The organism is Pseudoalteromonas sp. DY56-GL79 (genome assembly GCF_041414765.1).
Taxonomy (GTDB): Bacteria; Pseudomonadota; Gammaproteobacteria; order Enterobacterales; family Alteromonadaceae; genus Pseudoalteromonas; species Pseudoalteromonas piscicida.
This window is the reverse complement of record NZ_JANHZS010000017.1, coordinates 44,656-71,067: the sequence shown is the minus strand read 5'-3', so window position 1 is coordinate 71,067 and position 26,412 is coordinate 44,656. Positions and strand designations below refer to the sequence as shown.

Below are 26,412 nucleotides of genomic sequence, written 5' to 3'. Positions count from 1 at the left end.
CCAACATTAACTGTCCTTTTTAGTCGTTTTACTGGCTGCCGTGGTTTGCGGCGGAGCGGCTATGACACTTCGCATTGATTCAATCAGATTATTAAATTCAGGGTCTGACATCGCCGCATTGAGCGATGCAGCTTGCTTAACAAATGCCGGTGGCACAAATAAGTATACTGATTTGCACAGACTTAACTGCACGTCTGTATGCCCGCCTTGTAAGCAAGGGCCCGCTTGCCAAATAGCTTTTACATCATTGGCATCCGCTGAAATGACAATGGGCGCGATAGAAATTGCACCAAGTAGATATTCGCAAACAAAAATGATGGTGCCGACCTTTTTGTCTTGGCTGTCGGAACTTGCACTAATACTTACCGAGGCTTGCCCCATACCAGCGATCATATCCATCAATGATTTACCTATGGAGGCTAAATTACCACTGAGCCCTAGTAAAGTTTGGATCAGTTGGCTTGATAAGGTGACGCCACTTTGCTTACTTTCAAATTGAATATTGCTATCTGTCACTTTGACAAACAATCCTGAGCTTGACACTAATTTATTGAGTGCATCGTAGTCGTACAGACTTGTCCCAGCTTCTGCCATCGCTTTTGTGAGCGCGGCAAAAAATACGCTGACTTCACCAAACGCATTTTCAGCTTCTTGCGGCAATACACTTCCACCTGCGCTACTGTTTAGCGTACTTGCGATAAATAAGTTGCCGGTGGCATTCACTACAAATTGTTTAGTCGCTGGCACTTCATTGCTGTTTGTCGTCGTTAAATTAGCGGCTCTGGTTTGTGCATTGCTCACTACAGTGCCCGGTTGAGGTGTTGGCATACTCGTTCCTTAGATCTTGATCTAGCAGATATTCTTCTTCTGTCGATTTAGTGTAGTCGCATTTTTAATTACTTAAAATTTACTTTTGTGATTTTTTATAACCCAACCCATATCGTAAAATATCCTTGCTTAAGTTCGATCTAACCTCATTGGAATAAATCTAATACCGTTTTTCTGTGCTTCTTGCCCTGTCGCTTGAAAACCTAGCGCAGTATAAAAAGATGCTGCATTAAGCGATGAGCACAATAGCACAATGAGACTTGAGCTGCAGATGTACTCGCTAGCACAGTATCTAATAGTTGCCGACCAACTCCTTTACCTTGGGCTGACTTGGCAACAAATAAATGGGTGAGATAGTTACCATCTCTTAATAAAGCAAATCCAATCAGCTCACCGTTTAGTAACGCCTTGGCACCGACAAAATTGGCATTGCACATCACCTGAGTCACTCCAGGTAATATTTCGTTTAAATAAGTATCTCTTCCAAGCTGCGAAAAATGGGGTAAGACGTCAGCCTCTGAAACTTCACGCATTAGGGCCTGTTGACCTTTGCAGTTTGATTTTTGTTCATCTGAGTGTGTTTTGGTCGCGACGCTCGACTTGCCGCCTAGTAATCTAGGCAAAAGTTGAGCAACAATGAACAAAGCGCACTCAGATGAACCCAAAGGGCAGCGCTTGATTGGCATTTTCTCTGTGTTGCCCCACAAGGATGTGGGGTAAGGTGACTTTGCAGGAGCACAAAGTCTTTATCGCCTGACTCACATAGAATAACTATGCTACGCAGGCTCTGCCTTGTATAAATACCAATCAAACTGCTGTAAAAACAAACTTGAAAGATCAACAGGCCCTAACCTTTCAATGGCATCCGCACCCTCGCCCTGAATCGCATTGATGGTAATCTTCACTTATGACCTTTTGATTTATTGCGTGCTTACATTTCTGGCAAACGTTATCCCAAAAAAGAAATGCATTGCAGCTAGGCTAAATATTAACTTACTTAAACTGGCATCGAAAAACCAAATACCAATAGCAAATACGCCGTGCATAGCAACCATTACCCACCAACACACACGGCCAATTTTGTAGAGTGGGTCGCCATGTTTGTTTTGGAAATTTAATAACCCAAACGCCCAAGGCAACAAAGTCCAGACGAGTGACATACAAAGCAATAGCGTTACAGCAATCTTGATTAATACTTCTCCTAGCATCTATAACCCCTCAAGTGAGGTGCGCAAAACCTCTTGAGGCTTAACATTGAGTTCATCACGTCCAAACGCAAAACTATCTTGCTTATAGCGGGGGAAAATATGCAAGTGGTAGTGGCTTAATTCGTTAAAGTACCCGTTGTTTTGCACCAGCGTAATCCCATCTGGGGAAAATTTACGCTCAATTCGCACATAAAGGTCGCGCGCAACGCTGTGGATTTCAGCCAGTATGGATTCTGGGACTTGAAGAAGTGTTCCATAAGGGGATTTGGGGCAAATTAAGATATGGCCAAAGTTTATGGGGTCATGATCGGCAAACGCAATCACCTGCTCAGATTCATATACAATAACCGCTTCAATATCTCTAGCAACTATCTGTTCTACAATGGTCATCAGCTACCTCTCCTTTACCTGATTACATAGAGTAATGTACCTGAGCAACTCTCTTCCTGCCAGTGATATATTCTATTTTCCCCTTCGTTAAGTGAATAATTTTCAAGCCTAAATTCACTCACAACCCATTTAAACCAGTTACATTATTCAATGAATCACCCTACAAGGAATACAACATGTTAAGAACGTTAGTTACGGTAGCTTTATTAGCTTCTGGAAGTGTCGCCGGTGCCGCAAATCACGCAGCGACCCATCATGCGATTCATTATGAAGGACGCGTCAGTAAAAACTATGCCGATGGCAGTGTGAGTTTTAATTGGCCCGGCAGCCAGCTGCATACTAAGCTCACCGGTCGCGCCTTTCGTATCGAGTTGATGGGCTATGGCGATCAATTCGATGTATTAATTGATGGCAAATTTACAAAAAAGCTAAAGACCAACGCCAATGGAGTCGCTGAGACCTTCACACTATTTGAAAGTACAAAGGCAGAAACCGTCACAATTGAACTCGTTAAACGCTGGGAGCACTACGAACACAATACCCAGATCCTAAGTGTTGATGTAGACGGAAAATTAGACTCAATCCAGCAGCCACAGCCCCATATCTTATTTATTGGCGATTCAATTAGCGCAGGCTTTGGCAGTGAGTCCACCCAAAGACAGTGTGAATGGAGCGAAATCCTTGATTTAAGTAACGCCCGTAAAGCCTTTCCATATATGAGCGCGCAACAGTTGGGCGCTAGTTTTACCCAAGTTTCATACTCAGGTTTAGGCTTAATTCGAAATTGGGGTGGCAATCAGCCACATCATACGCTGCGTAGTTACTATGACAAAATGTCAGCAGTATTTACCGACAACACTGACTTTGAAGACAAGTTTCCACAGCTTATCGTCATTGAAGTAGGCACCAATGACTTTAGTACCGATCCAACCCCTGCAGAGCCTTGGCAAACTATTGACGAAGTCAAAACGCAGTGGGTAGAAACAATGGTCGTTTTCACCAAACAGCTGCGTACAAGATACCCTGCTGTTCCCATTATTTATATGCCTCGTCCAGCATATCCGTATAACTTTATTATTCCTGCAACTCAAGATGCAATTGCAAGGCTTCACCAGCAAGATATCAGTAAACTATATAGCCATACATTTGACTCACCATTAGAAGGCTGTGTGTGGCACCCCACCGCTTCAGAACATAAAGACATTGCTGAGAAACTCATTACCTTTATCAAGCAGCAAACACTTCTCTAAGTAAATGTTCGGCGTTATTCTGTGAGATTAAGCTCGATGTACTGAATAACACGCAAGTCATTTACAAACTTTCACATTGTTTTTTATACAAAAATTCACAACAAAAAATTCAACGCCCCGCATTTAAAAAAATTAATGAGAACGATTTTTATTTGAAAAAATCATACTCATTAAGACTTATACTTTTATCAATGCGTAAAGCTGTTACTTTGAACGATCCACATTTGTTTTATTTTCCACAACAAAAAGATGCAGGGATAACCTTTTGGCAATAACTTTCCTCTTTTCAAGCACACAAAAACATGATTAAGATCGTTACGTTATAACATTTTTAAAAGTAATCATTTATATCGAATAAATGATGGTTCTTTTCACATTCGTTTTTGCAGTTGGAATAACAAAATGACAAGGTCACTCCTGACAGTTAGCGTGCTTAGTAGCTTATATTCTTCACTTAGTGTTGCCGAGCAACCCATTGAAACAATTGATGTGCATGGCACTCGCGCGCCTCTTTACAGCACGAGAGACGTGAACGCTTCGGCATTGGGGATGAAAGATCCGCAGCTTCTTCCTATTTCCATTCAATCATTTTCTGAAGAACTGATCAGCAATCAAAGAGTAAAAACGCTAGGCGAAGTGCTTGCCAACGATGCTTCTGTCCAAAACACCTCAATTGGTACGGTTTTCGACTTTGTGAGTCTGCGTGGCTTTCAACTAGATTGGACCAACGGTTTAAGACGCGACGGTTTAGCGCTTGCCCCCTACCAAGATGTACCGCTGGAGAATATTCAACGCATTGATATCGTCAAAGGCCCGTCAAGTCTCGTATCAGGCTTTAACAACCCCGGCGGTACAATCAACTATGTGACAAAGCGCCCAACCATGGACGCCTTTTTGGATGTCACAACAGAAGTACGTAGCCGTGGAGGAAAGTATTTACACATCGATCTCGGTGGGCCAATTTCTGACGAGCAAACGTTCGGCTATCGTATTAATGCAGCAGCAGAGAAAAACGGTGACTTTACCGGTGGTGATGACTTAGAGCGCTATTTCTTTAGTGCAGCACTGGATTGGCAAGTCTCAGATCGCCTATTTATCCGATTAGACGGCGATTTCCAAGACAAAAGCACTGTATCACAGCCTTTGATAGGCCTTTCCAGCGACCCCAATGATCCTGACCGTAAAATATTACCGCCCTATGTCGACACCAGTGATGTATTGCTCGGACAACCTTGGGCAAAGTATGAAACCGAGTCTTATAACCTAGCCGCACGTGCTGATTTTTGGTTGAACGACACGTGGCAATGGGTAAACCAAGCTGCGCTTTCTGGTAATGATAGGTTTACCGTTTTTCCTGATATCTACTCGGTTGATACACAAGGTAATGTGCTGTCTGCCGCTATCCACATTACCCCAGACGAAACGTATGACACGCTCTCCGCACATAGTTTTATCAGCGGTCAGCTTACCACCGCAGCAATTGAACATGAACTAGTCGTCGGCGTTAGTATTCGTGATTATGAGTCTAAGGATGGTCGTTGGTTTGAATTAACCAACCCCGTTGGCAATATTTTCAATCCAATTCATAGCAGTAAACCGCAGTTCCCTGATTATCCAGAACCAACCAAAACTGAAGCCTCTGAAAGCGCGTTGTTTATCACAGATACCTTGCACTTTAACGATGTATTTTATGCCACCTTAGGGCTGCGTCATATTCAATACAAAAAAGAGCAAACTCTACCAGGCCAAACTAAAACCACATTAGACGACCGAACTTTTAATACCCCCATCATAGGCCTTAACTACAACCCAAGCGATCAGCTCGCGTTTTACGCCAGTTACTCAGAAGGCGCGGGGGAAGGCGGCGTTGCAGTCATCGGCAGCGGTGCAATAAATGAAGGAGAATCACTCGGCCCCCAAGAAAGCGAGCAAATTGAAGCCGGTATAAAATACCAAACGGACACCATGAACTACTCGATAGCCGTTTTCGAAATAGAAAAAATGTTGGAGTACCACAATCACATTACTAACTATTTCGTGCAAGACGGTGTCCAGTCACATAAAGGTATTGAGCTCAATGCCAGTGGCTCATTCGCTCACGGCCTTGCAACCGTAGCATCCATCACCTTGATGGACCCCAGCTTAGATAAGCTTGACGGCGAGCCCGCGCTTAATGGCAACACCCCAGCCAATGTGCCTGAATTTCAAGCGAATCTCTATGTCGACTACCAGTTGCCATTTTGGGAGGCATTAAGCATCAATGCGGGTATTTTCCATGTTGGTGAACGCGAACAAAACGTCAATAACACCCTACAGTTACCAGCCTACACGCGCTTCGATTTAGGCGCGAAGTACCACTTTACTGACATTAACACCACGCTACGACTCAAAGCCGAAAACCTGTTCGACAAAGAATATTGGCTATCTGGCGGTGCCAAAGGCATAGATTGGGGAGTCGCTCCCGGTCGTGGCCGCACTTTTATCGCCTCATTAAGCGTGAGCTTTTAAGGATAATTCATGACTACACCTGTTATTCAAATCAATAACCTGCAAAAGCGCTTTGGTGAATACCAAGCGCTACAGGGACTATGCTTGAGCGTACATCAAGGTGAAATTCTAGCGCTGCTAGGCCCAAATGGGGCAGGTAAAACCACCACGATTAATTGCTTACTGGGCTTTTTACAACCGGATGCTGGGGAAATCACCATCGCTGGAATTAATCCACAGCATGACGTAGTAACGGCAAGGCAGCAACTGGCTTATATTCCTGAACAAGTCGCGCTTTATCCGCGACTTAGCGGACTTGAGAATCTCGCGTATTTCAGCAAAATGGCCAGCATAGAAAAGACCGACGAGGCCTTTCGCACACTGCTCGGTGAAGTAAAACTGCCAAGTCACGCTGTAGACAAACCCGTTGCAACCTATTCAAAAGGGATGCGACAAAAAGTGGGCATAGCCATTGCCCTTGCAAAGCAAGCCAAGGCATTGATCTTAGATGAGCCTACATCAGGTCTTGATCCTTCAGCCAGCCATGAATTTAGCCAGCTCATTCAGTCATTAGCAAAGCAAGGCGTCGCGATTTTAATGGCGACCCACGACTTATACCGTGCTCAAGAAGATGCCCATCGCGTGGCAATTATCAATCAAGGGCAATTAGTCGATACTTTAGTCTATGAGCAACTGCAAGAAGTCCAACTTGAATCCGTTTACCTCAAACATATCAAGGTGGGTGTCTGATGTTTCAAACGACATTAAAAAAGGAATGGCTCGATACCAAGCGGCAGGGACAAGCGCTTTGGCTTGGAGGCATTGCAATATTACTGCTCTTGCTTGCCTGCTTGACTGGTTTTAAAAGCCACCAGAGCTATCAGCAAGCCGTTACTGAAGTGTCCCAGTCAGAGCAATTACGCTGGCTAAATCAAGGTGAAAAAGGCCCCCATTCCGCCGCCCATTACGGTATTTATGTGGTCAAACCCACCACCCCACTGGCGGCACTCGATGCGGGATTACAAGCATACCAAGGGAATGTGTTGAGGCTTGAAGCTCATATTCGTAACGATAGTATATTTAGAAGTGCGCAAGATCATTTGCCGATGTCACGTTTTGGCAGCTTATCACCCGCCTTTGTGCTACAAGTATTACTGCCGCTATTAATTATATTAATTGGCTACCCACTACTTGCCCGAGAACGTGAGCAAGGCACCTTAAAACAACTACTCGCATCGGGCGCAAGCCCTGCAAAGTTGTTTATCGCCAAATGTGCGCTGCTTTTTGCTATTTCTTGCTTATTTTTATTGCCTGTTGCGCTTTTTTTACTTTATAGCCAAGTAACAAGCACGGAGCCTCATACACTCAGAAGTGGGTTATTTTTACTGTTTTATTTAGTTTACTTATTGCTCTGGTCGTTACTCACCACCACGCTTTCAAGTTTACTCCCAACGGCAAGGCGCGCATTGATAACGCTATTGACCATTTGGGCATTTACAACGCTTTTACTACCAAAACTGGCGATGAATATCGCGACCACCATTCATCCGCAAGGTTCAGGTCAAGCATTTCAAGCAAGGCTTGAAAGTGAGGTTTATACCGAAGCACGAGTTGAAGCAATCGCAAAGTTCAAACAGCAAACATTGACTCAATATGGTGTCAGCAATGTGGAAGACTTACCCTTTGATTATGCCGGAGCACAACTCCAATTTGGTGAACAATACGCTGACAAAATTTTTGACCGCTTATTTTCAGCGCGTTTAGCTCAACTAGAAGCGCAATCACAAAGCTATCAACTTGCAGGGATGTTAACGCCGTTCATCGCAATACAAACGCTGTCGATGGCCACCGCCGCCAGCGACTTTACCCACCAGCAAGCATTTGAGAATGCGGCAGAGCAGCACCGCCGTATGATGCAAGAGGTGCTTAACTTTAATCAAAGAGATCATGGTCACAAGACGGACGGACATTACACCGCGGGCGAGGAATTATGGCAGCAGATCCCAAAGTTCGCATTCCAATACCCCAATTTTATTCGTTACCTGCCTCACTACGTTATCAGCCTGTTTAGCCTGAGCTTTTGGCTAATCGCTCTGGTGTTATTGAGTTTCTTCGCGATTAAAAGGCTGCGTTTGGAGGAGCAAAGATGAAACGCTTAATGTTAGCTACTGAGTTTAAAAACCTCTGGCGAGAAAAGCTCGTACTCGCGCTGTTATTAACCACCACCATGCTCGCGCTAGTGGCATTTCTTAACGCCCATTACTTTGCTAAAAAACAGCATGACGTGGTACTTGCCGCACAGCAAATGCAGCAACAGGCCATCCAAGATGCCAAAGCTGGATTACCCGAAAGACTCGCCAGCACAGCAGACTATAAGTGGTGGGAAGACCCGTACGACCTGCGCGGGCAGGCTTTTTACTTAATGCAAAATTACGCCACCAAAACCCCGCTTGCAACGTCGCCAATCGCAACAGGGCAAGCCGACGTATTACCTTACTATTTTAAGATGCTAATCAAAGAGAAACAGCACATCGTTCATCAATATGACTATGTTCACCCGCTATCTCTATTGTTAGGCCAGTTCGATTTAAGTTTTGTGATTGTCTACTTACTGCCATTGCTCATTATTGGCATTTGCTTTAATGCCTTGGCAAGTGAACGCCAAGATGGGCAGCTAAGACTACTGATGCTTCAAGGAGGCAGTGCGACCCGCCTTCTGACTTATCAATTATTGCTGCGAAGCGCGTTAATTGTGCTGCCATTTTTAAGTATTAGTAGCCTGCTTTTAATAACAATACGAGAGCAGCTAGGGGTGATTGAACTGCTGAGTTATAACCTTATCGCACTATGTTATTGTGGCTTTTGGATTGCCTTAACCGCTTGGGTAAATAGCAGAGCCAAAAGTGCGGCAAACAATGCTGCCACCTTAGTCACCTGTTGGCTCGCCTTGGTAATTGTGGTCCCAGCTTTGGTCAATACCAGCATCGCTTTACTCGACCCAACGCCTTCACGAATTCACTATATAGATAGCCTCCGTGCCGCCAGCGACGAAGCCCAAAAAGCGAGTGAAAAGACTTTAGCTCAGTATTTTCAAGATCATCCAGAGCTTGCAAAAAATGGCAGTGGTGCCAGCGATTACGCCACCAAAAAAATTGCTACTATTAATTCTGTCGAACGCGCAATGGCAGCCCAAGATGGGCGATTTTTAACAGCGCAACAAGCACAGCAACATAATGCGCAAAAGCTACAATATCTCTCCCCCGCACTCATCGCACAAACACTGTTGGTTGATTTAGCGGGCAATGGATTAGCACGTCATCACGCCTTTATGGAAGAAGTTGAAGCTCATCATCAAGCACTACAAGGTTTCTTTGCCAACGAAATTGCCAAAGCCAATCAAAGAGGCGATTTTGCACCTTGTGAGGGTTGTAGCGCAAAGCCAACGCTCACGGATCTTGCGAATATTCCTCAATTTAGCAATGACTTTGCCACACCTGTGAACAACTACACGCCACTAATTTGGTTGCTGCTACTAGCCGTTGGCTTACTCTTTATAGCAAAACGCCACGTCAACAAGTTAGACAGTGCAAACAACAAAGAGGTGTTAGTCGTATGAGTGACGCCTTCACTGCAAAATTGCATCCACAAACGCAAAGCCTGCTCGCGGAGCATCAAGCCAAGTTATTTGAATGGGCAGCGGCATTGGGAGCACCGCTACATTTAGTGTTTCCTCAGCGTTTTGCGGAAAATATCGAAACCCTGCAAGCCAACTTTATAACGCTTGGGCTTGAGCATGAGATTTATTTTGCAAAAAAAGCTAACAAAGCCCAATGTTTTACTCAAGTCGCGTCTAATCACGATATAGGAATAGACGTGGCTAGTGTGCAAGAGTTTGAACTTGCCCTAAGCGGTGGTATTCAAGGTGAAAAAATTGGTGTATCTGGTCCGCATAAATCAGATGCACTACTTAGCTTAGCGCTTGTACATCAAGCGCTTATCGCTATTGACTCAAGTGCTGAGTTAAACTCCGTCATTACACTGGCCCGCCAGCGAAAGCGCCCTGCACGGGTGCTACTGCGTTTACAAACACAACCAACTAAAGCCTCACGCTTTGGCAGTTCACTGTGCCAGCTTACGCCATTATTGGCCCAGTGCCGAGAATACAAGGAGTGGGTAAGCTTGGAAGGATTTAGCTGCCACTTAAGCGGATACTGCCCACAAGCACGTGGCCAGAGCATTCATACTTTAATCGGTGCGATAGACGAGGCTAGGCAAATAGGACTGTCGCCATCAAAAGTGAATATTGGCGGTGGCTTGCCCGTCTCCTATCTACAAAATGAGCAGTGGCAACAAGCCTTGGACTTTGAATGCTTTTTTGCAGGTAAAACCTTTGCAGGGTTTTATCCCTACCATAATGAGCAAAGCCCTGCGGATACCTTACACGCTATTTTGGCAGTGAAGAACACACATGGACAAACCGCATTAGCAGCATTACGCCAAAGGAGCCTTACATTAATGCTCGAGCCTGGCCGAGCACTGCTCGATGAAGCTGGTATTAGCTTGTTTAAAGTGCAAGGGACAAAGCCGCACCTAGGCACATCTGACTGTCATATCGCTACACTTTCGGGCTCAAGCTTATCGCTGTCAGAACAGTGGTTTGAAAGTGAATACTTGCCGAGTCCGCTGTTACTCACGGCACATTCAAACCACAAACAAGGAGCGTATCGCGTGGCTTTTGGCGGAGCAACCTGTCTAGATAGCGACATGCTAAGTTGGCGATTTATCCCCTTGTCGCAACTACCGCAGCGTGATGACTTAATGGTTTACCTCAACACCGCAGGGTATCAAATGGATTCAAATGAATCCGAATTTCACTCTATGCCATTGCCACGAAAAATCGCCGTAACGTGGGAGAACAATAGACTTTCTTGGCAACTACTTAGCTAAAAACCCCAACAACACAACGTAAAGGAGCCTATTTATGAACATAAATGCGCAGCATTCGCTCGCCTCGACATTACACCTAACCCCTTATTTAAGGGTATCGCAAAGCATTGGTAATACCCCGCTAATGCAGTTTTTAAGCCTACCAAACGGTAGCAAACTGTATCTTAAGCTTGAGCAGTTTAACCCCACCGGTAGCGCTAAGATCCGAATGGCGAAGTCTATGTTAGATGAAGCAGAAGCCAGTGGCCAACTGAAGCCGGGGGGCTGGGTCGTTGAGTCAACCTCCGGCAATACCGGCGTTGGTCTTGCACTGCTTGCAGCGGAGCGTGGCTATCGTTTTACCGCTCTTGTGGATAACCATGCGGCAAAAGAGAAAATCAGTAATATGAAAGCTTTTGGCGCGGAAGTGATCTGTGTTAGCGAAGCCGGAGACGACAGCTTATCGACTGATATTCGAGATGCAATGGCCGCAAAGCTGGCAAAAGAGCAAGGCGCATTTTGGACCGCCCAACACAATAATTTTGCCAATAGCCGCGGCTATACAGGACTGGCGCAAGAGGTCTTTTATGAACTTGGTGAACACATTACTCACCTTGTCGGTGCGGTTGGCACAGGTGGGTCGCTATGCGGCACAACAAGGGCTTTGCGCGACTTAGGTTGTCATCAACTCACAACGATTGGGGTTGAGCCTGTGGGTTCTGTGATTTTTGGTGGACCAGGACTGAATTATCATCAATCAGGAACGGGGACGCCGGAAGGCGCTGAGATAGGTCCAGTTATTGAGTATGAACTCATCGACAAAGGCGTGAAGGTATCTGACAAACAAGCGTTTAATACCGCCAGATACCTTGCCAAGCATTACGCCCTAATGGTCGGTGGTTCGGCAGGGGGGGTTATATACGAAGCACTACAGGCGTTAAAAACCGCCCCCGCAGATAGCTTATTTGTAGTACTCGTTTGTGACGGCGGCGAGAAATATCTCGATACCGTATTCAATGATGATTGGATGGCAAAACACGACCTTAACGACATTAACATCGAGCAGGAACTCGATGACCTATTAACGCAATATAAACCTGCCGCGAGAGCCTAACCATGACCCAACAAACTGTTCTGCCGATACTTAATGAAGCCCGATTGGCGCAACTTGATTTTCCTTACAGTAAAGTTATTGAGGTGGTGGAAAATGCCTTTCGCTCACTGCATCACCCCGACTCTGCCAACCCACTTAAAGTGATTATGACGCCACAAGATGGCCGCTCCATCGCCTATAGTATGGCTGGCCGAGATGCAGCTAGTAATACCGTTGGCTTTAAAGTGGTCTACGAATACGACCCTGACAGAAGCCGTAACCAATATCAGTTTTACTCTTTTATCTTCCTTTGCGATGATGCCACAGGCCACCCTGTGGCCCTAATGGATGTAAAAGAGCTGGGCCCTATGCGCACATCAGCCACCTCCGCCTTGTTTGCAAAGTATGCCATTCATTCAGATGCCAAAAATGCGTTGGTTGTAGGCACAGGAGTTCAAGGGCAAATCGCTTTACCTATGCTCGTCACGGCATTACCAAAACTCACACACCTAACCGTCCACGGTAGCTATCAAGCAGGCTTGGAAGCGGTTCAGCAAAAACTAAAGGAGCATCACCCACAGCGACAAGTTGCGGTATCACAAGACTTAGAAGCTTCGGTAAGGCAAGCCGATGTGATCCTTGCCGTTACTGGGTTGTCCGCCAAAGAAAACATTAAATATGAATGGTTGAAACCCGGCGCAGTGGTGATTTTGGTTGGCTATGGAATCGAAAAATCAGTGCTACACCGAGCTGATAGGTTGCTCACAACGGATGCAGAACAAATGAAGGTCACCGGAGACGATTTATTAGACGAGGACGGCAAGCTACCCACCGTTGATGCGACATTGACTGAAATACTAAATGGTGAAAAACCGGCACGAACTCACCCTGATGAAATTATCTTTGTCTATAACAGCGGCATGATCATTACTGACGTGGCGCTCGGACGAGCCGTTGCGGACTTTGCCATCACACAAGAAAACGTGGAGGAAGTAACCCTATGGTAGCTTCAGCGCGCACCGATATTTTTAAAGTAAGCCAGCTCGCAGGGCCGCTTATTCTGACCAATCTGCTCTACGTGGCAATTGCAACGATAGATCTTATCATGCTCGGTATGTTGAGCCCATTAGAGCTGGCTGCTGGCGGCCTCGCCATTGGTATTTTTAATCAATTTAGAACCATGGGAACGGGCGTAGTCACGGCAACGGGTAATTTGGTGTCTGATGCAATCGGCAAGGCAAAACTAGATCAGATCACTCCTCTTTTTAACGCCAGCATGCTTATCGGAACATTTTTGGGTCTACTGTTTGCCGCCGCGATGTTTGCCATAGAGCCATTTTTAAGATTTATCGGTACATCCGAGGCGATTGCCAATTTGACGACCCAATATTTAACCGTTGTCGCTTTGGGCTTATTACCCTGTTTTTGGTTTCAAAGCGTACGGCATTTTAGTGTTGGATTGAAAAGGCCAGGGCCATTGATGTTAATTACGAGTGTGTCTGTAGTCCTCACTATCGTACTCAATTATGGTCTCATTTTTGGTCAGTTTGGCCTACCACAACTCGGCTTTGTGGGGGTGGCAGCCGCCACGTGTATCGTGCTGTATTTATCGTTTTTACTGTTTGTACTATTTGCCAAGCGCGATGACGTACTCAGCCCCTACCTCACTATAAAGTTTTGGCAAACCGACCGCGAAGCACTTACCAAAACATGGAAAATGGGCGTACCAATTGGCGCAACTTACGGACTTGAAGCTGGGTTTTTCACCGTGCTTGCGCTATTTGTGGCAACACTCGGTGTGAATGTCCTAGCCGCCCACAACGTGGTAAGCCAAATGGTGTACATCGTATTTATGGTATCTGCAGGCATTTCATCTGCTTGTTCTATTTACATCAGTGAAGCCAACGCTGCTGGAGACTTTCATCATGCAAAACGTATCGGTAATTTGGGTATTATTTGCGGCGCCGCGGTCATGTCTGTTTTCGCGTTAATCTATTTATTCGTACCTGAATTTGTGCTGCGGCCATTTTTAAGTGCAGAAGAATTACAAAATTCCGACGTCGTTGTTATCGCCATAGAACTACTCGTTATTGCCGCTTTTTTGCAGTTTTTTGACGCATGGCAAAATATCGGGCTCGGTATATTGCGTGGACTTGGCGATGTGAAAAGCACCCTAATGCTGTCGTTAATTGGCTATTGGTGTATTGGTCTTCCCGGTGCGTGGTTATTTCAAGAGTTTTTCTCTTTGGGAATTTTGGGCGTTTGGTACGCTTTAATGTTAGGGCTTGCGGTCACAGCGCTATCTGAGATTTGGCTTTTTAATCATAGGGCTAACCGTTTGCTTGAGCCCACATCACTCAAGGAGCAAAACGCATGACAACGACAATGCCAAACCCAGCCCGCAAAGAAGTCATTGCACTGCCGCCCTATGGTGCAGGACAAACCATTGAGCAAGCAACGGCGCGTAATCTCCACCCCAATATGATAAACCTCTCGGTGAATGAAAACCCTTTAGGGCCAAGTCCTGCAGCGCTTGATGCTTTTAAAACACAGCTGCATACCGCTAGCTGCTATCCAGACAGTCAATGCACAGAGCTGAGCGAGCGCCTGTCCACTAAGCTTAACGTTACCAGAGAACAAATTGTACTCGGCAATGGCTCCGAGGATGTACTCTCAATGCTCTGCAAAGCCTTTCTCAGTCAAGGCGATAAAGTGTTAGTGGCCAAGCCTACCTTTGCGCTTCATGGGATTTACGCCAATATGATGGGGGCAAAGGTACTGGAGGTGCCGATGCAAAGCGATTTGTCCTATCGAATTGATGATTGGCTCGATGCTATCGCATGCTATCCAGACTTAAAAATGCTTATGCTTGCCAACCCGTCCAATCCTGTAGGTTGTACGTTTGATGCCAATAATTTGCAGCGCCTCATTGATGCCTGTCCGCTCAATACGGTTATCGTCATTGATGAAGCGTACTGCGAGTACGCCCAAGGCCACAAACAGTTTGTTGACAGCTTAACGCTACTTCAAACACAGCCCCGCCCCTACGCGGTATTACGGACTTTTTCCAAAGCCTATGGCCTTGCAGGGCTTAGAGTGGGCTACGGCGTGATGGCAAATGCACAATTGGCGGATTATCTGCACCGCGTACGTACTCCTTACAATGTAAATCGACTAGCACAACTTGCAGCGATTGCGGTACTACAAGATCCCTCCTATTTGGCAGACACGGTCACGCAAACGAATCGCGAGAGGGGAAAACTCAGCGCCGCCCTCACTGAGCTGGGTTATTTTGTCGCGCCAAGTCTAGCTAACTTTTTATTTATTGATGTCAAGCAGCCGTCTGCGCATGTCGCATCTTTGCTGCTGCAACAAGGAATAATGATAAAACCTTGGCTAGAATCAGGTTTTGATCATTTTGTGAGAGTAAGTATTGGACTTCCTGAGCAAAACCTTAGGGTGCTTGAAGCCTTTAAACAGTTGTAAGTATCGCCCTCTTTGAGGGCTTTTAAGCACAAGCTGCCTGCTGATTTAAATGGTAAAGCACTTGGCTGTCGGCCTTATGCGTAAACAAGGTCGACTTTTCTGGAAAGTACTTACCTGCTTTGGCAGCAGCAAAGATGTCTTCAATTATGGGGGCGCGACAGATGGCGGTTACAATATGAGCGTCATCACTTAGCTCAACTTTATTTTTAGACCACAGCTCCTCAAACGCTGGTATTGCCTGCAGTGCTCTACGCAACTGGGTCTGAATAAGATAAGAATCGCTTGTCGCGCGTTGGAGAGCAAAACATAAAGCCGCTTTCCCCAACCAAATAGTATAATCGGCCTCAGTCTCCAAGGATTCACAGATATCAAAATCGCTAAGGTGCTGTTTGAATTTAGTAACATCTACAGCTTGTGTGTAAGATGCCTGCACCGCGAAACTCGTTATCACCGCATCTTGCTGTGGAACTAACCATGCCATCATCCGAGATTGAGGCGCATGACGTTGGCTGGCAGCAAACATCCTGTGATGTCCATCAGCAATTAGCCATTGTTGGTGCATTGCGATCTGCTGTCTGAATTCATGTAGCACGTGACGATTTTCAACAGCATAGAGGCGATGAGTACACTCACCGCAATCACTGTGCCACTGCGCAGTTTCAACACATTCCGCTTGCCATCGCACCTTGTCCAAATTAAGTTTTCCGACCAAAAGACACGGGGGTAACAGCAACTTCTCGAGCTGAACACGCTTTTTCAGCGCCATAGCATGGGTAACCGAAACCGACTCGTGAGGCAGAATCGCTTGCTCAGGTAACACTGAAACGTCAAGCTCGGCCAAAATGCCTGTAACCAAAATACCACCTTGCTCCACTTGGTAAAGATGAAGTGGCCCATCCGTTATTGTGATCATAAAATAAACCTTGCACCATTTTAGATACAATATAACACACCATAAATTGAGTAACATCAAGTTTACATGACAATTTATACCGACTTGTTTAGTGTGGTTATTTCTTTGCCTCAATAATCAGAAAAAATTCAATAAGTTTGCTTTAACTTACTGAGCTTTTTGCATCACAGATGTGGTGACAACGAGAGCTGATAATCATCAAAGTGTACTTCAGCCTGTTTTTGATGTTGAACCGTAACACTAGGGGAAGCGACAAGTACTTGACCCTCGGTAGATAAACTGTAAATCTCGGTCACTATTTTCACTTGGTTTTCTTGTTCAACGGTTGAAGTAAGACGAATTTTTAGCTTATCTGAAAAAACAAACTCGCTGAATGCGCCTTCTTCATTCAAAACCTGAACATCAGCCAGCGTTTGTCCTTGAGAGGTTAGCATAAGGTCAACCATCACGGGTTTAGCTGAAGCCGTTAAGGTAAAAATACTGGCTGCCATCACTGCAGTGCCTGCAAGAAATGCGGCAGCTTTGCGTTTTAATTTGGTGCCTTTTGACTCAGGCTTAAGTTGAATTTCCATCACGTTAACTTCATAAACCGCAGCAAGTGCTTTTATCGACTCGAGCGATGCTGCTCCTGACTTTTCGATGCGTTGTATCGTTCGCAGGCTTAACCCAGAAACCTGTGCCAATTCAGATTGACTCCATGCCCGTTCTACTCTTTTCAATTTTATTAGTTGTTTGTTTATTTGCATTTCCATAATTGATCTCCTCTATATTGTTGATAAAACTATAACTGGAGATCTTCCTTATTATTGCGTCATCTAGGCGTCATTGATATGCCAACACTATGACATACATAGATAAATTTATTGGGTAGAACAAACTTACTAATATTTTGAGTGCTGGCTACAAACATCCACCGCCAGTGCTACTTTCTCAATGCCATGTCCGGGCAACCAGCGTTTGTATTCAACAAAACCGTATTTTTGGTAGAGTGTAATAGCGGGCGCGTTTGCCGTTGCAGTTTCTACAATCACCTTTTCGACATCAAACTCCGACATCGCAAAACTTAGGAGTTCACCCGCAATTCCTTTGCGAAAATAACTGGGATCAACGGTCAGGCTATCTATTTCTAGCGTTTTCTCAAAAATGACAATTTCAATGACTGCGGCAAGATTTTGATTTTCAAAATATCCATAAAAGTGACTCGTCGCACCGCATATATCTTCTATCGTTCGAGATAAAGGCGGAAAATAACTCGCCCCAATAAACTCAGCTTCTACTTTGTATGAGCGTTGAAATACATTGAAAATTTCTCTCGCCATCGACACATCGCGATTGTTTAATTTTTGGATCATATATTCCGCTTCCCAAACATTCCCATAATTGTACCAACTGGTAATCAAAAAAAGTACCAATCTATTAGTCAAAACACAACGCAACCAGTTGAAAGATTTCCAAGTTTCATGGAAATGCGATATAAATGGACCAGGATCATTGCTTTTATTAATACCAAGGAGGTGCCCTATGTCGTTGGCTAAACACACACTCGATTTATCACTCACGGATAAAGTGTGGTTCAAATATGTGACTCTAAAAAACAAAAATGAATTGAACGATAAGTCGCGGGTGTCACTCAAATCTATCGCTGCGCTGGGCATGCTTTCTGGTGGCGCTGAGTTTTTATTTGCATTACTCGTCTTCGCCTTGGCTATCACTGCATCCTTTATTGATGGTGATTACCCTCGCTCTATTGCTTTTCCTGCTTGTTTAATCGCATTTTTAATTATCTTTTTCACTAAAAGAGTCATGCTGTACAAAAAATTTGGCTTTGGCTCTCAATGGGTGATGGACGTGTCGAAAAACCAATTAACCATTTCGCCCAAAGCAATAAAAACAAAGGTAACTGGTACGCAAAAAATTGCTAGAGAAGACATTACTGAAATCACCTTTCATTACTTACTATTAAAAGACCGCAAAGGCGGAAGAATAAAAACCACAGCCAATTTATGCTTTGCTGAAATCTTATTAAAAGGTGGTACAAAAGTAGAACTCAATGGTGCCCGGATCGGCTTTTTTGACTTACTCTACTTGCTTATATTTTTTGACTATCCCTTAGTTTATCGAAATACGTCTGCAGGCGGCAGCTCTGATATTGCTATCATTTTACTGAGACTACTCTCACTTTCTGCCATTGCCGCCGGTCTTGCTAAGCTTGCGCTGAATTAAAAAAGTTCGCGCTTATTCTCGTTTAAATTGTGTAATAAGCGCTTCTCCTTTGTCGTCATTAATTTTCTCAATAGCCTCAAGCATTTCAATGATCCGTTGACGGTCAAACGGGTTAGTGATGGTATTACGCACATCGTCGATGATGGCCTCTAAGTAATTAAATAAACTTTCCGTCGCGTGTTGATCCGCACTCGAGCGAAACAGTATATTTTTAAACGCTTCCAACACATTGACCATGACATAGCCATCGGTCTTGGCATAGTTTCTTATCGGAGTAAAATTATCATGCAGTAATTCATCAAAAGACGCTTCGTGGATATATAAAAGCGGCTCATTTTTAGCGTGTTTAAAGGAGTAGTTCACATCGCAAATATCCAAACGTTGGATAAGTAAAATACTCAGCATATCAATCGCCTTTACCGCAGTACCGGGATCATTAATCCCTGGGCTCATGGCCTTCACTGCAATCTCCGAGATTTGTGTTAAACCATAGCGATAATGGTCGCTGATGTACTCTTCAACATAAAAAATAAAACAGCTGAGTAACGCATCATGTAGCGCCTCATCTTCACTGAGATCCTTATTACACTTAAGAAACGGGTAGCCTTTAACGGTAAAAAACCCTTGTTTAACAGCAATATATATTTTTAAGTCATGTTGCTCGCACAACGCGCACAGTTTGTCACTGTGTACTCCCTTAAAATACCCCTCTTCTGTGCTGGGTAAATTATGCCAACTCGAGAAGTCAGGAAAGTTATCAAAAGGCTGCTCTTGCTGTTTGGTGATAATATTCTTCATCTCATTTTTGGTGTTGTTAAACAGATCATTTAGCACATTATCAACCTGTATGGCACGGGAGATTGAATGGATAAAAAACACAAAAAAACCTAATGAGATCAATCCAAACACTAGCGAAAATAAAACCCCTAACGCCGGGATCCCAGTTTCACCATCGCCCACGCCACGAATGTTTATCAGCATAATGATGGCGTAAATGATACTGCCGAGATAAAACCCCAATACCAGCTGGTGCGACTTTCTGGTGATAAGACCCGGCAGTACTCTAGGTGATAACCCTGCACTGGCATTATTCAGTACAATCATCACCATTGAAAAACTAAATACCGTCAATGAGATGATACTACCCACAAGCGTGCTTAAAATGGTTCGTGCGTTCTCTTCACTGTCGACCAGTACAATCGCTATAAGCTCTTTAAAGTTGCTGATAGGAGCTGCATATTCAAGTGCCGTGGTTATGAGCGCAAAAATAAAAAATGCAACTGCAAGTAAAGAGGGATAGAAACCGATACTGCTTATCAGTTCGCGATAATTTTCGGCCAACTTGCGAGGTGTGAACATAGCTATCCTTACACTTTTAGGATCTGGTTATATAGCCTAGCAAGACTTGAGCAATAGAGTAAATAAAACTACAAGAGTTTTGAGAGGTTAGCTTTGAAGGGTTAGCTTTGAAGGGTTAGCAGAACTAACCCTAAAACTTGCCCGCGACTATGCAATAATCAAGAAGCCAACAAAGGCAATTGCAGCCGCAATCAACGCGTAAGGTAGCTGAGTGATGGCGTGACTGACTAAGTTACAATCTGAGCCTTGAGCTGCCAATACCGTAGAATCCGAGTAGAAACACGCCTGACTACCAAATGATGATGCCGACAACAACGCGCCTATGACCAGAGGAATATTAGCATCAACAGCAATGGCCAAAGGCATCACGATAGGAATAGTCACGGCGAAGATCCCCCAACTAGAGCCAGTTGCAAAGGCCAAAATAGCCATAGATAAAAACACCATCGCAGGCAGTAAACCAGCTGTCATATAAGGACTCAGTGCATTTATTACATATTGTGGCAATAGCAGTTGATCGCACACATCCTTAAAGATAAATGCGGCGATTACCGTTCCTATCGCAGGTAGCATGCATTTAAAACCATTGATCATTTGCTCAAGCATGTCTGCAAGCGGCATCAACCTTTGCACCATATAAAATGGGATAGTCACTGCCAAAGTCGCTAACAAACCTTTCCATACATCAATATCAAAGTACACCGTAAACGCCACCAGCAAACCAATAGGCACCAAAAAGTTAACCAGTTTGCCTTGAGTGTCGGCTTGTTCGAACTCTTGCTCAATGGCTTTTGCAGCATAGTGATCCGGTGTATGTACTTCTTCCAAATCTATCTGCTCAAGCGCGGGTTGTCCTTGTTTAGCTGCAAGCTCTGCTTTTTTCATTGGGCCAAACAGAGGCACAATACCAAATATCACCAGTGGTACCATAATTACGGCCACCCAAGCATACAGCATGTAAGGAATGGCCTGAATATACGTACTGATCCCCTGTCCTTCTCCCGCGACACCGTTATCAACCAGCAAACCGCCAAAGAACACTGCCCAAGTCGAAAGTGGTACTAAAACACAGATAGGTGCAGCGGTTGAATCCACTACATAAGCAAGCATTTCCCTAGAAATCTTAAACTTATCGGTAACGCGACGCATCGTCTCACCAACCGTCAGCGCATTGAGGTAGTCATCAATAAAAATGATCACACCCAAAAAATAAGTCATAAGCAAAGACGACTTTGGCCCTTTTGCCATTTTCAGTGCATTGCGGCCAAATGCTAAGGCACCGCCGGTGTGCACTAGCAGCGCTATCAAGGCACCAAACGTACCACATACCAGAATAAGCCAGCCGATGGTTTCATCGCCCATCACTTTTAGCGAAGCATCAGCAAAATTTGCCAATACGGTGGCTGGGTCTAACAATGCGAGTCCTACAAGCGCCCCTAAAACAAGGGACAAGATAGGACGACGTAAGATAATTGCAAGCGTCAATACGACGACTGGGGGAATGATGCTAATTGCACTTGGCTCAGCCATGCGAATTTCCCAAATCAAAGGAATTTGAGCAGCGGAAAAAAGGGACGCAACATCGGCTATAAACAGCGGTTGATGCAGTCTTATCCGTTTCCCAAATTCAGAACAAAAGGTTAAAATCACAGGCACTTAATGCGTGTGAGGATCTGCCTAATATTGGGTTGACGAGTTGACTGTATGGCCCTCATTGAAACATCGCGGAGAAAATATACAGAATTTGACTTTGCGTCAATTTATTTTTTGTCTAATGCTAGTTTTGCCATGTGCTTATTTACTTGCTCTATCTCTTCAGCGGTCAATTCGGCGTAACGTCTAGGATAAGACCACCCGTACCCCCAACGAAATGGCGTAGGTAAATAAGGCAACCCACCAAGTCGTACACCCGCTAACATCAAGGTTGCCACTTCTTCTTGACCTACCGCAGCAACACATTTTTGCAAGGCAATGTCGGCATTTTCGCGCTCTATAGCGGTACCACCTTTCCAGTAGGCAAGGTCATGTGCCGTGCAACAGCTCAACCACAGTTCATTTTGCGCCAAAGTACCATCAGGAAATGCACTACAACCATCGCTTGTGAATGGCTTTAATTCATCAGCACTGCCGTGGCTAGATGCAAACAGCAGCGAGAATATAATTACTATTTTTTTAATCATCGTAAATTACCGTATGGCTACTTTCATGACTTCCAAGCTTAGCTGGCGCACCTTACACTTTCATTTCCATCAGTTGCGCATCTTCACCATAACTTTTGCATACCTTTATTGGCTTTGAAACAAAGCCTAGTTTCAACCAAAACCCGACGCTATTTTGCACAGCCACGAGCCGAATGCGACAGTACCCCATTTGGATCGCCAACTCAACTAAGCGTTTAATCATCAAGGCACCTATTCCCTGCCCAGATACGGCTTGTGAAACAACTAGGTCGTGTAGAAACAACGACGAACTAGGCGGTTGTTCAGGAAGTAATGTAAACAGACTCGGCGGCTTTTCATCGTACCAAGGGTGCGCCAGTAAATAGGCATTCACGGCTCGATGCTGTTTAAAAACAAAACAACTCTTAGGCGAGCGCATCCATTTACTTTTTAGGATATCCACAGTTTCCGGCGCAACATCATGATACGCCTGATTTTGTAGCGTTAGGATCTCAGGCCACGACGCATCTTCGATAGCGTAATAAGTCATAATTTACTCACATACAGCACAGAGACTAATTGCATCCTATACGCCACCATTTTGGCCTTCTTGAAATATAAGAATGAGATTTGGGTTCTAGGGCTTTACGACTATTGCCATCAAAAACGCCGAGCACTAATGCAATGACAGGTGCGTCATCTATTGCGCCTAATGTGCTGCCACACTCAGGGCAAAATGCACGCGATGAATAATCCGATGAACGCCACACCTTAGGCGCACCGCCAGGTCCATCCCAGCTTACCTCTTCACTTGCGAACTCTACCCAAGCGACAGTTAACGCACCACTGTGCCGTTGGCACATTTTACAGGAGCAAGTATGGGGGTTATGAGGTACTCCGGTTGCAGTAAAACGGATATGTCCACATAAACACCCTCCAACAAAATTGACAGCCATCCTTGTGTTTCCTTAGCATTTAACAGTTTTTATAAATTAAGTACGAAAGTAAACTATCGTGCTTATTAGGGTTCCAAGTGAAACACAAAACTGAACACTAAGCCACTGAATTTGTGAAGAATTAGGTAATTTTCCTTAGCTATGCACTTTTACCATCGAAGCTATCGTGGGGCTCGCCGGTAAGTTCATACTTCAATACGCCAAGCTCCTGATAATAATGCAAGATATCGATAAAAGATTCATATTCTCTTTGCGGTGAAACCGTCAACGCAAAGCACCCATCATCAAATTGCTCGCTCTCCACGCCAGATAGAGTAAGCTCTTGAAGTAGCTCTATGTTTTTGGCATTTTCTAACTCGTTTGTAAAGCGGATCCGCAAAGAATGATACTCACTTCGAGCCACTATATCGATAACTTCTAAAGCACCTTTGGTATCTGGTGCAACCAAAACGTGGTCGTCATAGTTAACACCAAAAGCAAAAAGCGGGGCACCTTTTATCTGATAAATATTATCGCCTACTGCCATAGCAACAATAAATTCTTCAGCACATCCTTGGGGATGGTTTTTAAAAGTAAACCGTACTTTGTCAGTAACTACATCATTCATATGGATACAAACCGCCTTTACATGGACTGATCTCGTTTTATCTAACCGACCTTAAGTCCAACAAATAAAAGTCACCCACAATTACAATGTGTTACTTGTATATGGGCTTAGATTGCCAACATGATGCAGTATCGAAACTGAAGAGAAAATTAAGCAATGATCTTAAAGAAGAGTGATGGCTGTTCAAGTTCAGAGCGAAGCTAGCGCAATAACCCCTTAGCGTTTGCCCCAAAGCACATCAATTTCTTTACCGTCTTTAACAAACTCTAGCTTCACCGTCACTTTGGTGCCATTTTGTGCCTGAGGAAAAGTGCGCGTACATTGCAACACATAATGGGCGAAAAAGCGGTTATAGAATCCATGTTCGCCCATATCATCAAAAAGATTAAATGCTTTTTCAAGCACAGAATAATTCCCTTCTTGGTGATAAGCGAGGTTAAGTTGCGCAAAGCCATCGCATAGGTTTTTAATATCCTGCAAAATCCGCGGATGCAACTCGACTATTCCTGCTAGGGTTTGGAATTTGCTCGCACCTAGCCTGCGCCAATCCCGCTCTTTACATGCAAGTTTTCGACATCCCTTTGCTTTGAGATATTGAGATGTCGCCAGAGCCACTTCGTTATGAGAGTTAAGTTGCGAATTTAACAATGCCTCAAAAATCGCATCATATAATTTCACTCGATTTTCTATAGTTGCACGCTCAGGAAGTATTTTATGATTAATGGGTAATGCAGCGGCAAGCGAGGTGGCCAGTCTTCGACTATCAAACTGACCTAATAAAGGCAGTAACTGAACAAACGCGTCATGGTCAAGATGTAAGGACTTAACGACTCGCACATTATCGGCATCTTTGAGTATCTCGCTCAACCGGTGTTTTGTATCCTCATATTCAAACTCTGGGATCATACCCCATACCGATAAATCATCGACCAACTGGTCCAGCTCGTTACTGGTCACACTCGCCTCTTGCTGTTCATGTACGAGCGTCAGACCCAACGTAAACTCGCGTAGCTTAGGCGGCGTTGATGTTGAAAAGGCCACCATCTGAGCATCAAAGCTGAGATAGTAATGACGTTTATCGCCATTAATATCATCTTGATAACCACGCATTCCAAGCGTAGCAAGTTGCACTCTATTTAGCTTGTCTCTCGTTTCAATGGTTTTAAATGAATAGCTGTTACGGCTCATGGCCGACCAAGCACCAAAGCCTAAATTGAACCCATAGGCTTGCTTGATTTCAGTACTGGTTTGAAAGAAGAAGCGCTCTATCTCAATTTCATCTTGGTAACTAGGCTGAGTGATAGTACCAACCCGCCCAAATAGCGCATCAAGATGCACCTGCTCTAGGCCTTTGGTAGTTAATTTCGCCTCAAGCAGCGATTGATGACTGGATAAACGTGTATATTCAAACTTAACACTTAACTCGGCTTTTAGCTTTGCAGCTGTTTCAATATTTGCTAACACCGTTTTTTTAATGGTCAGCAGCTCGCTTTGAAGTCGTTCTAAACTGTCCGTTAGTGGATCAAGCTGTAAGCGATCTTTTAATCTTAAGATCAGGTCGTTTTGCGCTTCATCGGGTGATTCTGTTGCGACGAGTGAGAGGATTTCTTCAACCTTATCCAGAGGTGCGTTGAATATCCCTGTCAAAATACTCGAATAAGCTTGCTTAAATCCGGTTTGGTCGGCAAATTTGGCGTTCACTCCCCCAGTGATTGTTAAAGCGGTATTCGACAATGTTGATTTTTTAATTGCGAGGAAAGTATGGTGTGGTTTATCTAAGCGTTTAGAAAAGACAACACGAAAGCCACCACGGATCTCGATATTAAGGTCCACATTCAAAGCCGAATCAAGGTTAATATCAAGTAATTCTCCTTGATCCAACCAACGGCTAAACATATCGAGATTTTGCGCGATTATATCTGACCACCTAAAATTGGCGCTCACCGTTAACGCCCCTGCCGTTTCCATCATCAATGCATTGTTAGGTGCAAGTGACTTAACATCCTCAACATCGAAAATAACCGGCATAGCTGCAAGGTCGCGGCCTAAGGCAAGACCCACAGCTTCATGTGGTTGATGGCAAAGGTAGGCTGCTAGTTTACATTGTGCCTGCCCATCTGTCTTGATACCAAGCAGCTCCGCTTTGGAGGCACAGGTGAGATCAAAGTCAATGTGTGTGCTGTATTTTATCCAGCACACCTCATCACTATAGGTAAGTGTTGTGGTAAGTTCGAGATCTGCATTAACCTCATTTTGCTCACCAATAATACCGTCTTCATCTATGGCAGTGCTCGCGTTGATAAGCTCAACCTTAGTGTCACCAGTAACACTTGCGGTTATACCCTCCAATGCAAAGCTATGGCTTTCTGCTATTTCCCCGCGCCAAGGTAACAAATCACCATGATAGTCTTTAAGTGGTGTGAGGGTAGTCTCAACAAGCGTATGTAAGCCCGCCATATTCAGTTCAATCGTCATTGAATTTCCTTTTCATCTGAAGTGGAATTATCTAAACTAAGCTCCGATTAAC

General features: G+C 44.5%; 27 protein-coding genes. 11 read left to right on the top strand and 16 right to left on the bottom strand.

The genetic code is table 11. The annotated features are described in order from the left end of the window. Positions 1 to 6: 6 nt before the first annotated feature. The 6 genes from NO992_RS13670 to NO992_RS13645 all read right to left on the bottom strand — a co-directional run bounded on the left by NO992_RS13670 (position 7) and on the right by NO992_RS13645 (position 2,426). On the bottom strand, positions 7 to 828 hold the full coding sequence (locus NO992_RS13670) for a hypothetical protein (protein ID WP_371377994.1): 822 nt from the start codon (positions 826 to 828) through the stop codon (positions 7 to 9). A gap of 129 nt (positions 829 to 957) precedes the next feature. Beyond that, positions 958 to 1,080 (bottom strand): GNAT family N-acetyltransferase, encoded by a 123-nt coding sequence (locus tag NO992_RS13665; protein WP_253050060.1) that lies wholly within the window; start codon positions 1,078 to 1,080, stop codon positions 958 to 960. Beyond that, positions 1,032 to 1,514 carry a GNAT family N-acetyltransferase gene (locus tag NO992_RS13660; RefSeq protein WP_371377991.1) on the bottom strand — a complete coding sequence of 161 codons (483 nt, stop codon included), beginning with the start codon at positions 1,512 to 1,514 and terminating at the stop codon, positions 1,032 to 1,034. The genes NO992_RS13665 and NO992_RS13660 overlap by 49 nt, the downstream gene beginning before the upstream one ends. Before the next feature lie 90 nt (positions 1,515 to 1,604). Next, a complete protein-coding gene (locus NO992_RS13655) occupies positions 1,605 to 1,733 on the bottom strand; it encodes a hypothetical protein (protein ID WP_371377988.1) in 129 nt (42 codons plus the stop codon). Positions 1,734 to 1,748: 15 nt separating this feature from the next. Next, complete coding sequence (locus NO992_RS13650) at positions 1,749 to 2,036, bottom strand: hypothetical protein (RefSeq protein ID WP_253050067.1); 288 nt, start codon at positions 2,034 to 2,036, stop codon at positions 1,749 to 1,751. Continuing rightward, a complete protein-coding gene (locus NO992_RS13645) occupies positions 2,037 to 2,426 on the bottom strand; it encodes an HIT family protein (RefSeq protein WP_253050070.1) in 390 nt (129 codons plus the stop codon). Positions 2,427 to 2,602: 176 nt separating this feature from the next. On the opposite strand from NO992_RS13645, the gene NO992_RS13640 reads away from it, so the two are divergent. From NO992_RS13640 to hisC, 10 genes are all read left to right on the top strand, one after another. Next, positions 2,603 to 3,676 carry a GDSL-type esterase/lipase family protein gene (locus NO992_RS13640; RefSeq protein ID WP_371377984.1) on the top strand — a complete coding sequence of 358 codons (1,074 nt, stop codon included), beginning with the start codon at positions 2,603 to 2,605 and terminating at the stop codon, positions 3,674 to 3,676. Between the two features lie 402 nt (positions 3,677 to 4,078). After that, positions 4,079 to 6,184 carry a TonB-dependent siderophore receptor gene (locus tag NO992_RS13635; protein WP_371377980.1) on the top strand — a complete coding sequence of 702 codons (2,106 nt, stop codon included), beginning with the start codon at positions 4,079 to 4,081 and terminating at the stop codon, positions 6,182 to 6,184. A 9-nt stretch (positions 6,185 to 6,193) separates the two neighbouring features. Next, positions 6,194 to 6,913, top strand: coding sequence for an ABC transporter ATP-binding protein (locus NO992_RS13630; protein WP_010377520.1), 720 nt, complete (start codon positions 6,194 to 6,196; stop codon positions 6,911 to 6,913). Further along, complete coding sequence (locus NO992_RS13625) at positions 6,913 to 8,313, top strand: DUF3526 domain-containing protein (protein ID WP_371377977.1); 1,401 nt, start codon at positions 6,913 to 6,915, stop codon at positions 8,311 to 8,313. Before NO992_RS13630 ends, NO992_RS13625 begins: the two co-directional genes overlap by 1 nt. Then, positions 8,310 to 9,779: a DUF3526 domain-containing protein gene (locus NO992_RS13620; RefSeq protein ID WP_371377973.1), complete on the top strand. Its 1,470-nt coding sequence runs from the start codon at positions 8,310 to 8,312 to the stop codon at positions 9,777 to 9,779. The genes NO992_RS13625 and NO992_RS13620 overlap by 4 nt, the downstream gene beginning before the upstream one ends. After that, positions 9,776 to 11,110 carry an alanine racemase gene (locus tag NO992_RS13615; protein WP_371377970.1) on the top strand — a complete coding sequence of 445 codons (1,335 nt, stop codon included), beginning with the start codon at positions 9,776 to 9,778 and terminating at the stop codon, positions 11,108 to 11,110. The genes NO992_RS13620 and NO992_RS13615 overlap by 4 nt, the downstream gene beginning before the upstream one ends. Positions 11,111 to 11,144: 34 nt before the next feature. Then, a complete protein-coding gene (locus tag NO992_RS13610) occupies positions 11,145 to 12,203 on the top strand; it encodes a cysteine synthase family protein (RefSeq protein ID WP_222240846.1) in 1,059 nt (352 codons plus the stop codon). A gap of 2 nt (positions 12,204 to 12,205) precedes the next feature. Continuing rightward, positions 12,206 to 13,189 carry an ornithine cyclodeaminase gene (locus NO992_RS13605; protein ID WP_010377510.1) on the top strand — a complete coding sequence of 328 codons (984 nt, stop codon included), beginning with the start codon at positions 12,206 to 12,208 and terminating at the stop codon, positions 13,187 to 13,189. Further along, on the top strand, positions 13,183 to 14,559 hold the full coding sequence (locus NO992_RS13600) for an MATE family efflux transporter (protein ID WP_222240847.1): 1,377 nt from the start codon (positions 13,183 to 13,185) through the stop codon (positions 14,557 to 14,559). Before NO992_RS13605 ends, NO992_RS13600 begins: the two co-directional genes overlap by 7 nt. Further along, positions 14,556 to 15,668 carry a histidinol-phosphate transaminase gene (hisC, locus tag NO992_RS13595; RefSeq protein WP_371377966.1) on the top strand — a complete coding sequence of 371 codons (1,113 nt, stop codon included), beginning with the start codon at positions 14,556 to 14,558 and terminating at the stop codon, positions 15,666 to 15,668. The genes NO992_RS13600 and hisC overlap by 4 nt, the downstream gene beginning before the upstream one ends. Before the next feature lie 22 nt (positions 15,669 to 15,690). Here the strand turns inward: hisC and NO992_RS13590 are convergent, their stop codons facing one another. The 3 genes from NO992_RS13590 to NO992_RS13580 all read right to left on the bottom strand — a co-directional run bounded on the left by NO992_RS13590 (position 15,691) and on the right by NO992_RS13580 (position 17,933). Continuing rightward, positions 15,691 to 16,581 (bottom strand): DUF1015 family protein, encoded by an 891-nt coding sequence (locus tag NO992_RS13590; RefSeq protein WP_253050095.1) that lies wholly within the window; start codon positions 16,579 to 16,581, stop codon positions 15,691 to 15,693. Positions 16,582 to 16,745: 164 nt separating this feature from the next. Continuing rightward, positions 16,746 to 17,333, bottom strand: a complete 588-nt coding sequence (locus tag NO992_RS13585) for a helix-turn-helix transcriptional regulator (protein WP_371377963.1) — start codon at positions 17,331 to 17,333, stop codon at positions 16,746 to 16,748. A gap of 129 nt (positions 17,334 to 17,462) precedes the next feature. Continuing rightward, positions 17,463 to 17,933, bottom strand: coding sequence for an N-acetyltransferase (locus NO992_RS13580; RefSeq protein WP_010377500.1), 471 nt, complete (start codon positions 17,931 to 17,933; stop codon positions 17,463 to 17,465). Between the two features lie 169 nt (positions 17,934 to 18,102). On the opposite strand from NO992_RS13580, the gene NO992_RS13575 reads away from it, so the two are divergent. Further along, positions 18,103 to 18,804, top strand: a complete 702-nt coding sequence (locus tag NO992_RS13575; RefSeq protein WP_010377496.1) for a hypothetical protein — start codon at positions 18,103 to 18,105, stop codon at positions 18,802 to 18,804. A 12-nt stretch (positions 18,805 to 18,816) separates the two neighbouring features. Here NO992_RS13575 and NO992_RS13570 read toward each other — a convergent pair whose 3' ends face one another. From NO992_RS13570 to NO992_RS13540, 7 genes are all read right to left on the bottom strand, one after another. Further along, entirely contained in the window at positions 18,817 to 20,163 is a 1,347-nt protein-coding gene (locus NO992_RS13570) for a DUF2254 domain-containing protein (RefSeq protein ID WP_371377959.1), read from the bottom strand. 147 nt (positions 20,164 to 20,310) lie between these two features. Then, positions 20,311 to 21,693, bottom strand: coding sequence for a Na+/H+ antiporter NhaC family protein (locus NO992_RS13565; protein WP_045964166.1), 1,383 nt, complete (start codon positions 21,691 to 21,693; stop codon positions 20,311 to 20,313). A 230-nt stretch (positions 21,694 to 21,923) separates the two neighbouring features. After that, positions 21,924 to 22,343: a hypothetical protein gene (locus NO992_RS13560; RefSeq protein ID WP_010605173.1), complete on the bottom strand. Its 420-nt coding sequence runs from the start codon at positions 22,341 to 22,343 to the stop codon at positions 21,924 to 21,926. A 52-nt stretch (positions 22,344 to 22,395) separates the two neighbouring features. Then, positions 22,396 to 22,872: a GNAT family N-acetyltransferase gene (locus NO992_RS13555; RefSeq protein WP_371377955.1), complete on the bottom strand. Its 477-nt coding sequence runs from the start codon at positions 22,870 to 22,872 to the stop codon at positions 22,396 to 22,398. 25 nt (positions 22,873 to 22,897) lie between these two features. After that, entirely contained in the window at positions 22,898 to 23,278 is a 381-nt protein-coding gene (locus NO992_RS13550; RefSeq protein ID WP_371377952.1) for a GFA family protein, read from the bottom strand. Between the two features lie 139 nt (positions 23,279 to 23,417). Next, positions 23,418 to 23,885, bottom strand: coding sequence for a DUF4265 domain-containing protein (locus tag NO992_RS13545; protein WP_371377949.1), 468 nt, complete (start codon positions 23,883 to 23,885; stop codon positions 23,418 to 23,420). A gap of 216 nt (positions 23,886 to 24,101) precedes the next feature. Continuing rightward, positions 24,102 to 26,360 carry a hypothetical protein gene (locus NO992_RS13540; protein ID WP_371377946.1) on the bottom strand — a complete coding sequence of 753 codons (2,259 nt, stop codon included), beginning with the start codon at positions 26,358 to 26,360 and terminating at the stop codon, positions 24,102 to 24,104. Positions 26,361 to 26,412 lie beyond the last annotated feature (52 nt).

Bases quoted from the DNA above. Each gene is read 5' to 3' on its own strand.
- NO992_RS13670 (WP_371377994.1), bottom strand. From the start codon at position 828: ATGCCAACACCTCAACCGGGCACTGTAGTGAGCAATGCACAAACCAGA.
- NO992_RS13660 (WP_371377991.1), bottom strand. From the start codon at position 1,514: ATGCCAATCAAGCGCTGCCCTTTGGGTTCATCTGAGTGCGCTTTGTTC.
- NO992_RS13650 (WP_253050067.1), bottom strand. From the start codon at position 2,036: ATGCTAGGAGAAGTATTAATCAAGATTGCTGTAACGCTATTGCTTTGT.
- NO992_RS13645 (WP_253050070.1), bottom strand. From the start codon at position 2,426: ATGACCATTGTAGAACAGATAGTTGCTAGAGATATTGAAGCGGTTATT.
- NO992_RS13640 (WP_371377984.1), top strand. From the start codon at position 2,603: ATGTTAAGAACGTTAGTTACGGTAGCTTTATTAGCTTCTGGAAGTGTC.
- NO992_RS13635 (WP_371377980.1), top strand. From the start codon at position 4,079: ATGACAAGGTCACTCCTGACAGTTAGCGTGCTTAGTAGCTTATATTCT.
- NO992_RS13630 (WP_010377520.1), top strand. From the start codon at position 6,194: ATGACTACACCTGTTATTCAAATCAATAACCTGCAAAAGCGCTTTGGT.
- NO992_RS13625 (WP_371377977.1), top strand. From the start codon at position 6,913: ATGTTTCAAACGACATTAAAAAAGGAATGGCTCGATACCAAGCGGCAG.
- NO992_RS13620 (WP_371377973.1), top strand. From the start codon at position 8,310: ATGAAACGCTTAATGTTAGCTACTGAGTTTAAAAACCTCTGGCGAGAA.
- NO992_RS13615 (WP_371377970.1), top strand. From the start codon at position 9,776: ATGAGTGACGCCTTCACTGCAAAATTGCATCCACAAACGCAAAGCCTG.
- NO992_RS13610 (WP_222240846.1), top strand. From the start codon at position 11,145: ATGAACATAAATGCGCAGCATTCGCTCGCCTCGACATTACACCTAACC.
- NO992_RS13605 (WP_010377510.1), top strand. From the start codon at position 12,206: ATGACCCAACAAACTGTTCTGCCGATACTTAATGAAGCCCGATTGGCG.
- NO992_RS13600 (WP_222240847.1), top strand. From the start codon at position 13,183: ATGGTAGCTTCAGCGCGCACCGATATTTTTAAAGTAAGCCAGCTCGCA.
- hisC (WP_371377966.1), top strand. From the start codon at position 14,556: ATGACAACGACAATGCCAAACCCAGCCCGCAAAGAAGTCATTGCACTG.
- NO992_RS13590 (WP_253050095.1), bottom strand. From the start codon at position 16,581: ATGATCACAATAACGGATGGGCCACTTCATCTTTACCAAGTGGAGCAA.
- NO992_RS13585 (WP_371377963.1), bottom strand. From the start codon at position 17,333: ATGGAAATGCAAATAAACAAACAACTAATAAAATTGAAAAGAGTAGAA.
- NO992_RS13580 (WP_010377500.1), bottom strand. From the start codon at position 17,933: ATGATCCAAAAATTAAACAATCGCGATGTGTCGATGGCGAGAGAAATT.
- NO992_RS13575 (WP_010377496.1), top strand. From the start codon at position 18,103: ATGTCGTTGGCTAAACACACACTCGATTTATCACTCACGGATAAAGTG.
- NO992_RS13570 (WP_371377959.1), bottom strand. From the start codon at position 20,163: ATGTTCACACCTCGCAAGTTGGCCGAAAATTATCGCGAACTGATAAGC.
- NO992_RS13565 (WP_045964166.1), bottom strand. From the start codon at position 21,693: ATGGCTGAGCCAAGTGCAATTAGCATCATTCCCCCAGTCGTCGTATTG.
- NO992_RS13560 (WP_010605173.1), bottom strand. From the start codon at position 22,343: ATGATTAAAAAAATAGTAATTATATTCTCGCTGCTGTTTGCATCTAGC.
- NO992_RS13555 (WP_371377955.1), bottom strand. From the start codon at position 22,872: ATGACTTATTACGCTATCGAAGATGCGTCGTGGCCTGAGATCCTAACG.
- NO992_RS13550 (WP_371377952.1), bottom strand. From the start codon at position 23,278: ATGGCTGTCAATTTTGTTGGAGGGTGTTTATGTGGACATATCCGTTTT.
- NO992_RS13545 (WP_371377949.1), bottom strand. From the start codon at position 23,885: ATGAATGATGTAGTTACTGACAAAGTACGGTTTACTTTTAAAAACCAT.
- NO992_RS13540 (WP_371377946.1), bottom strand. From the start codon at position 26,360: ATGACGATTGAACTGAATATGGCGGGCTTACATACGCTTGTTGAGACT.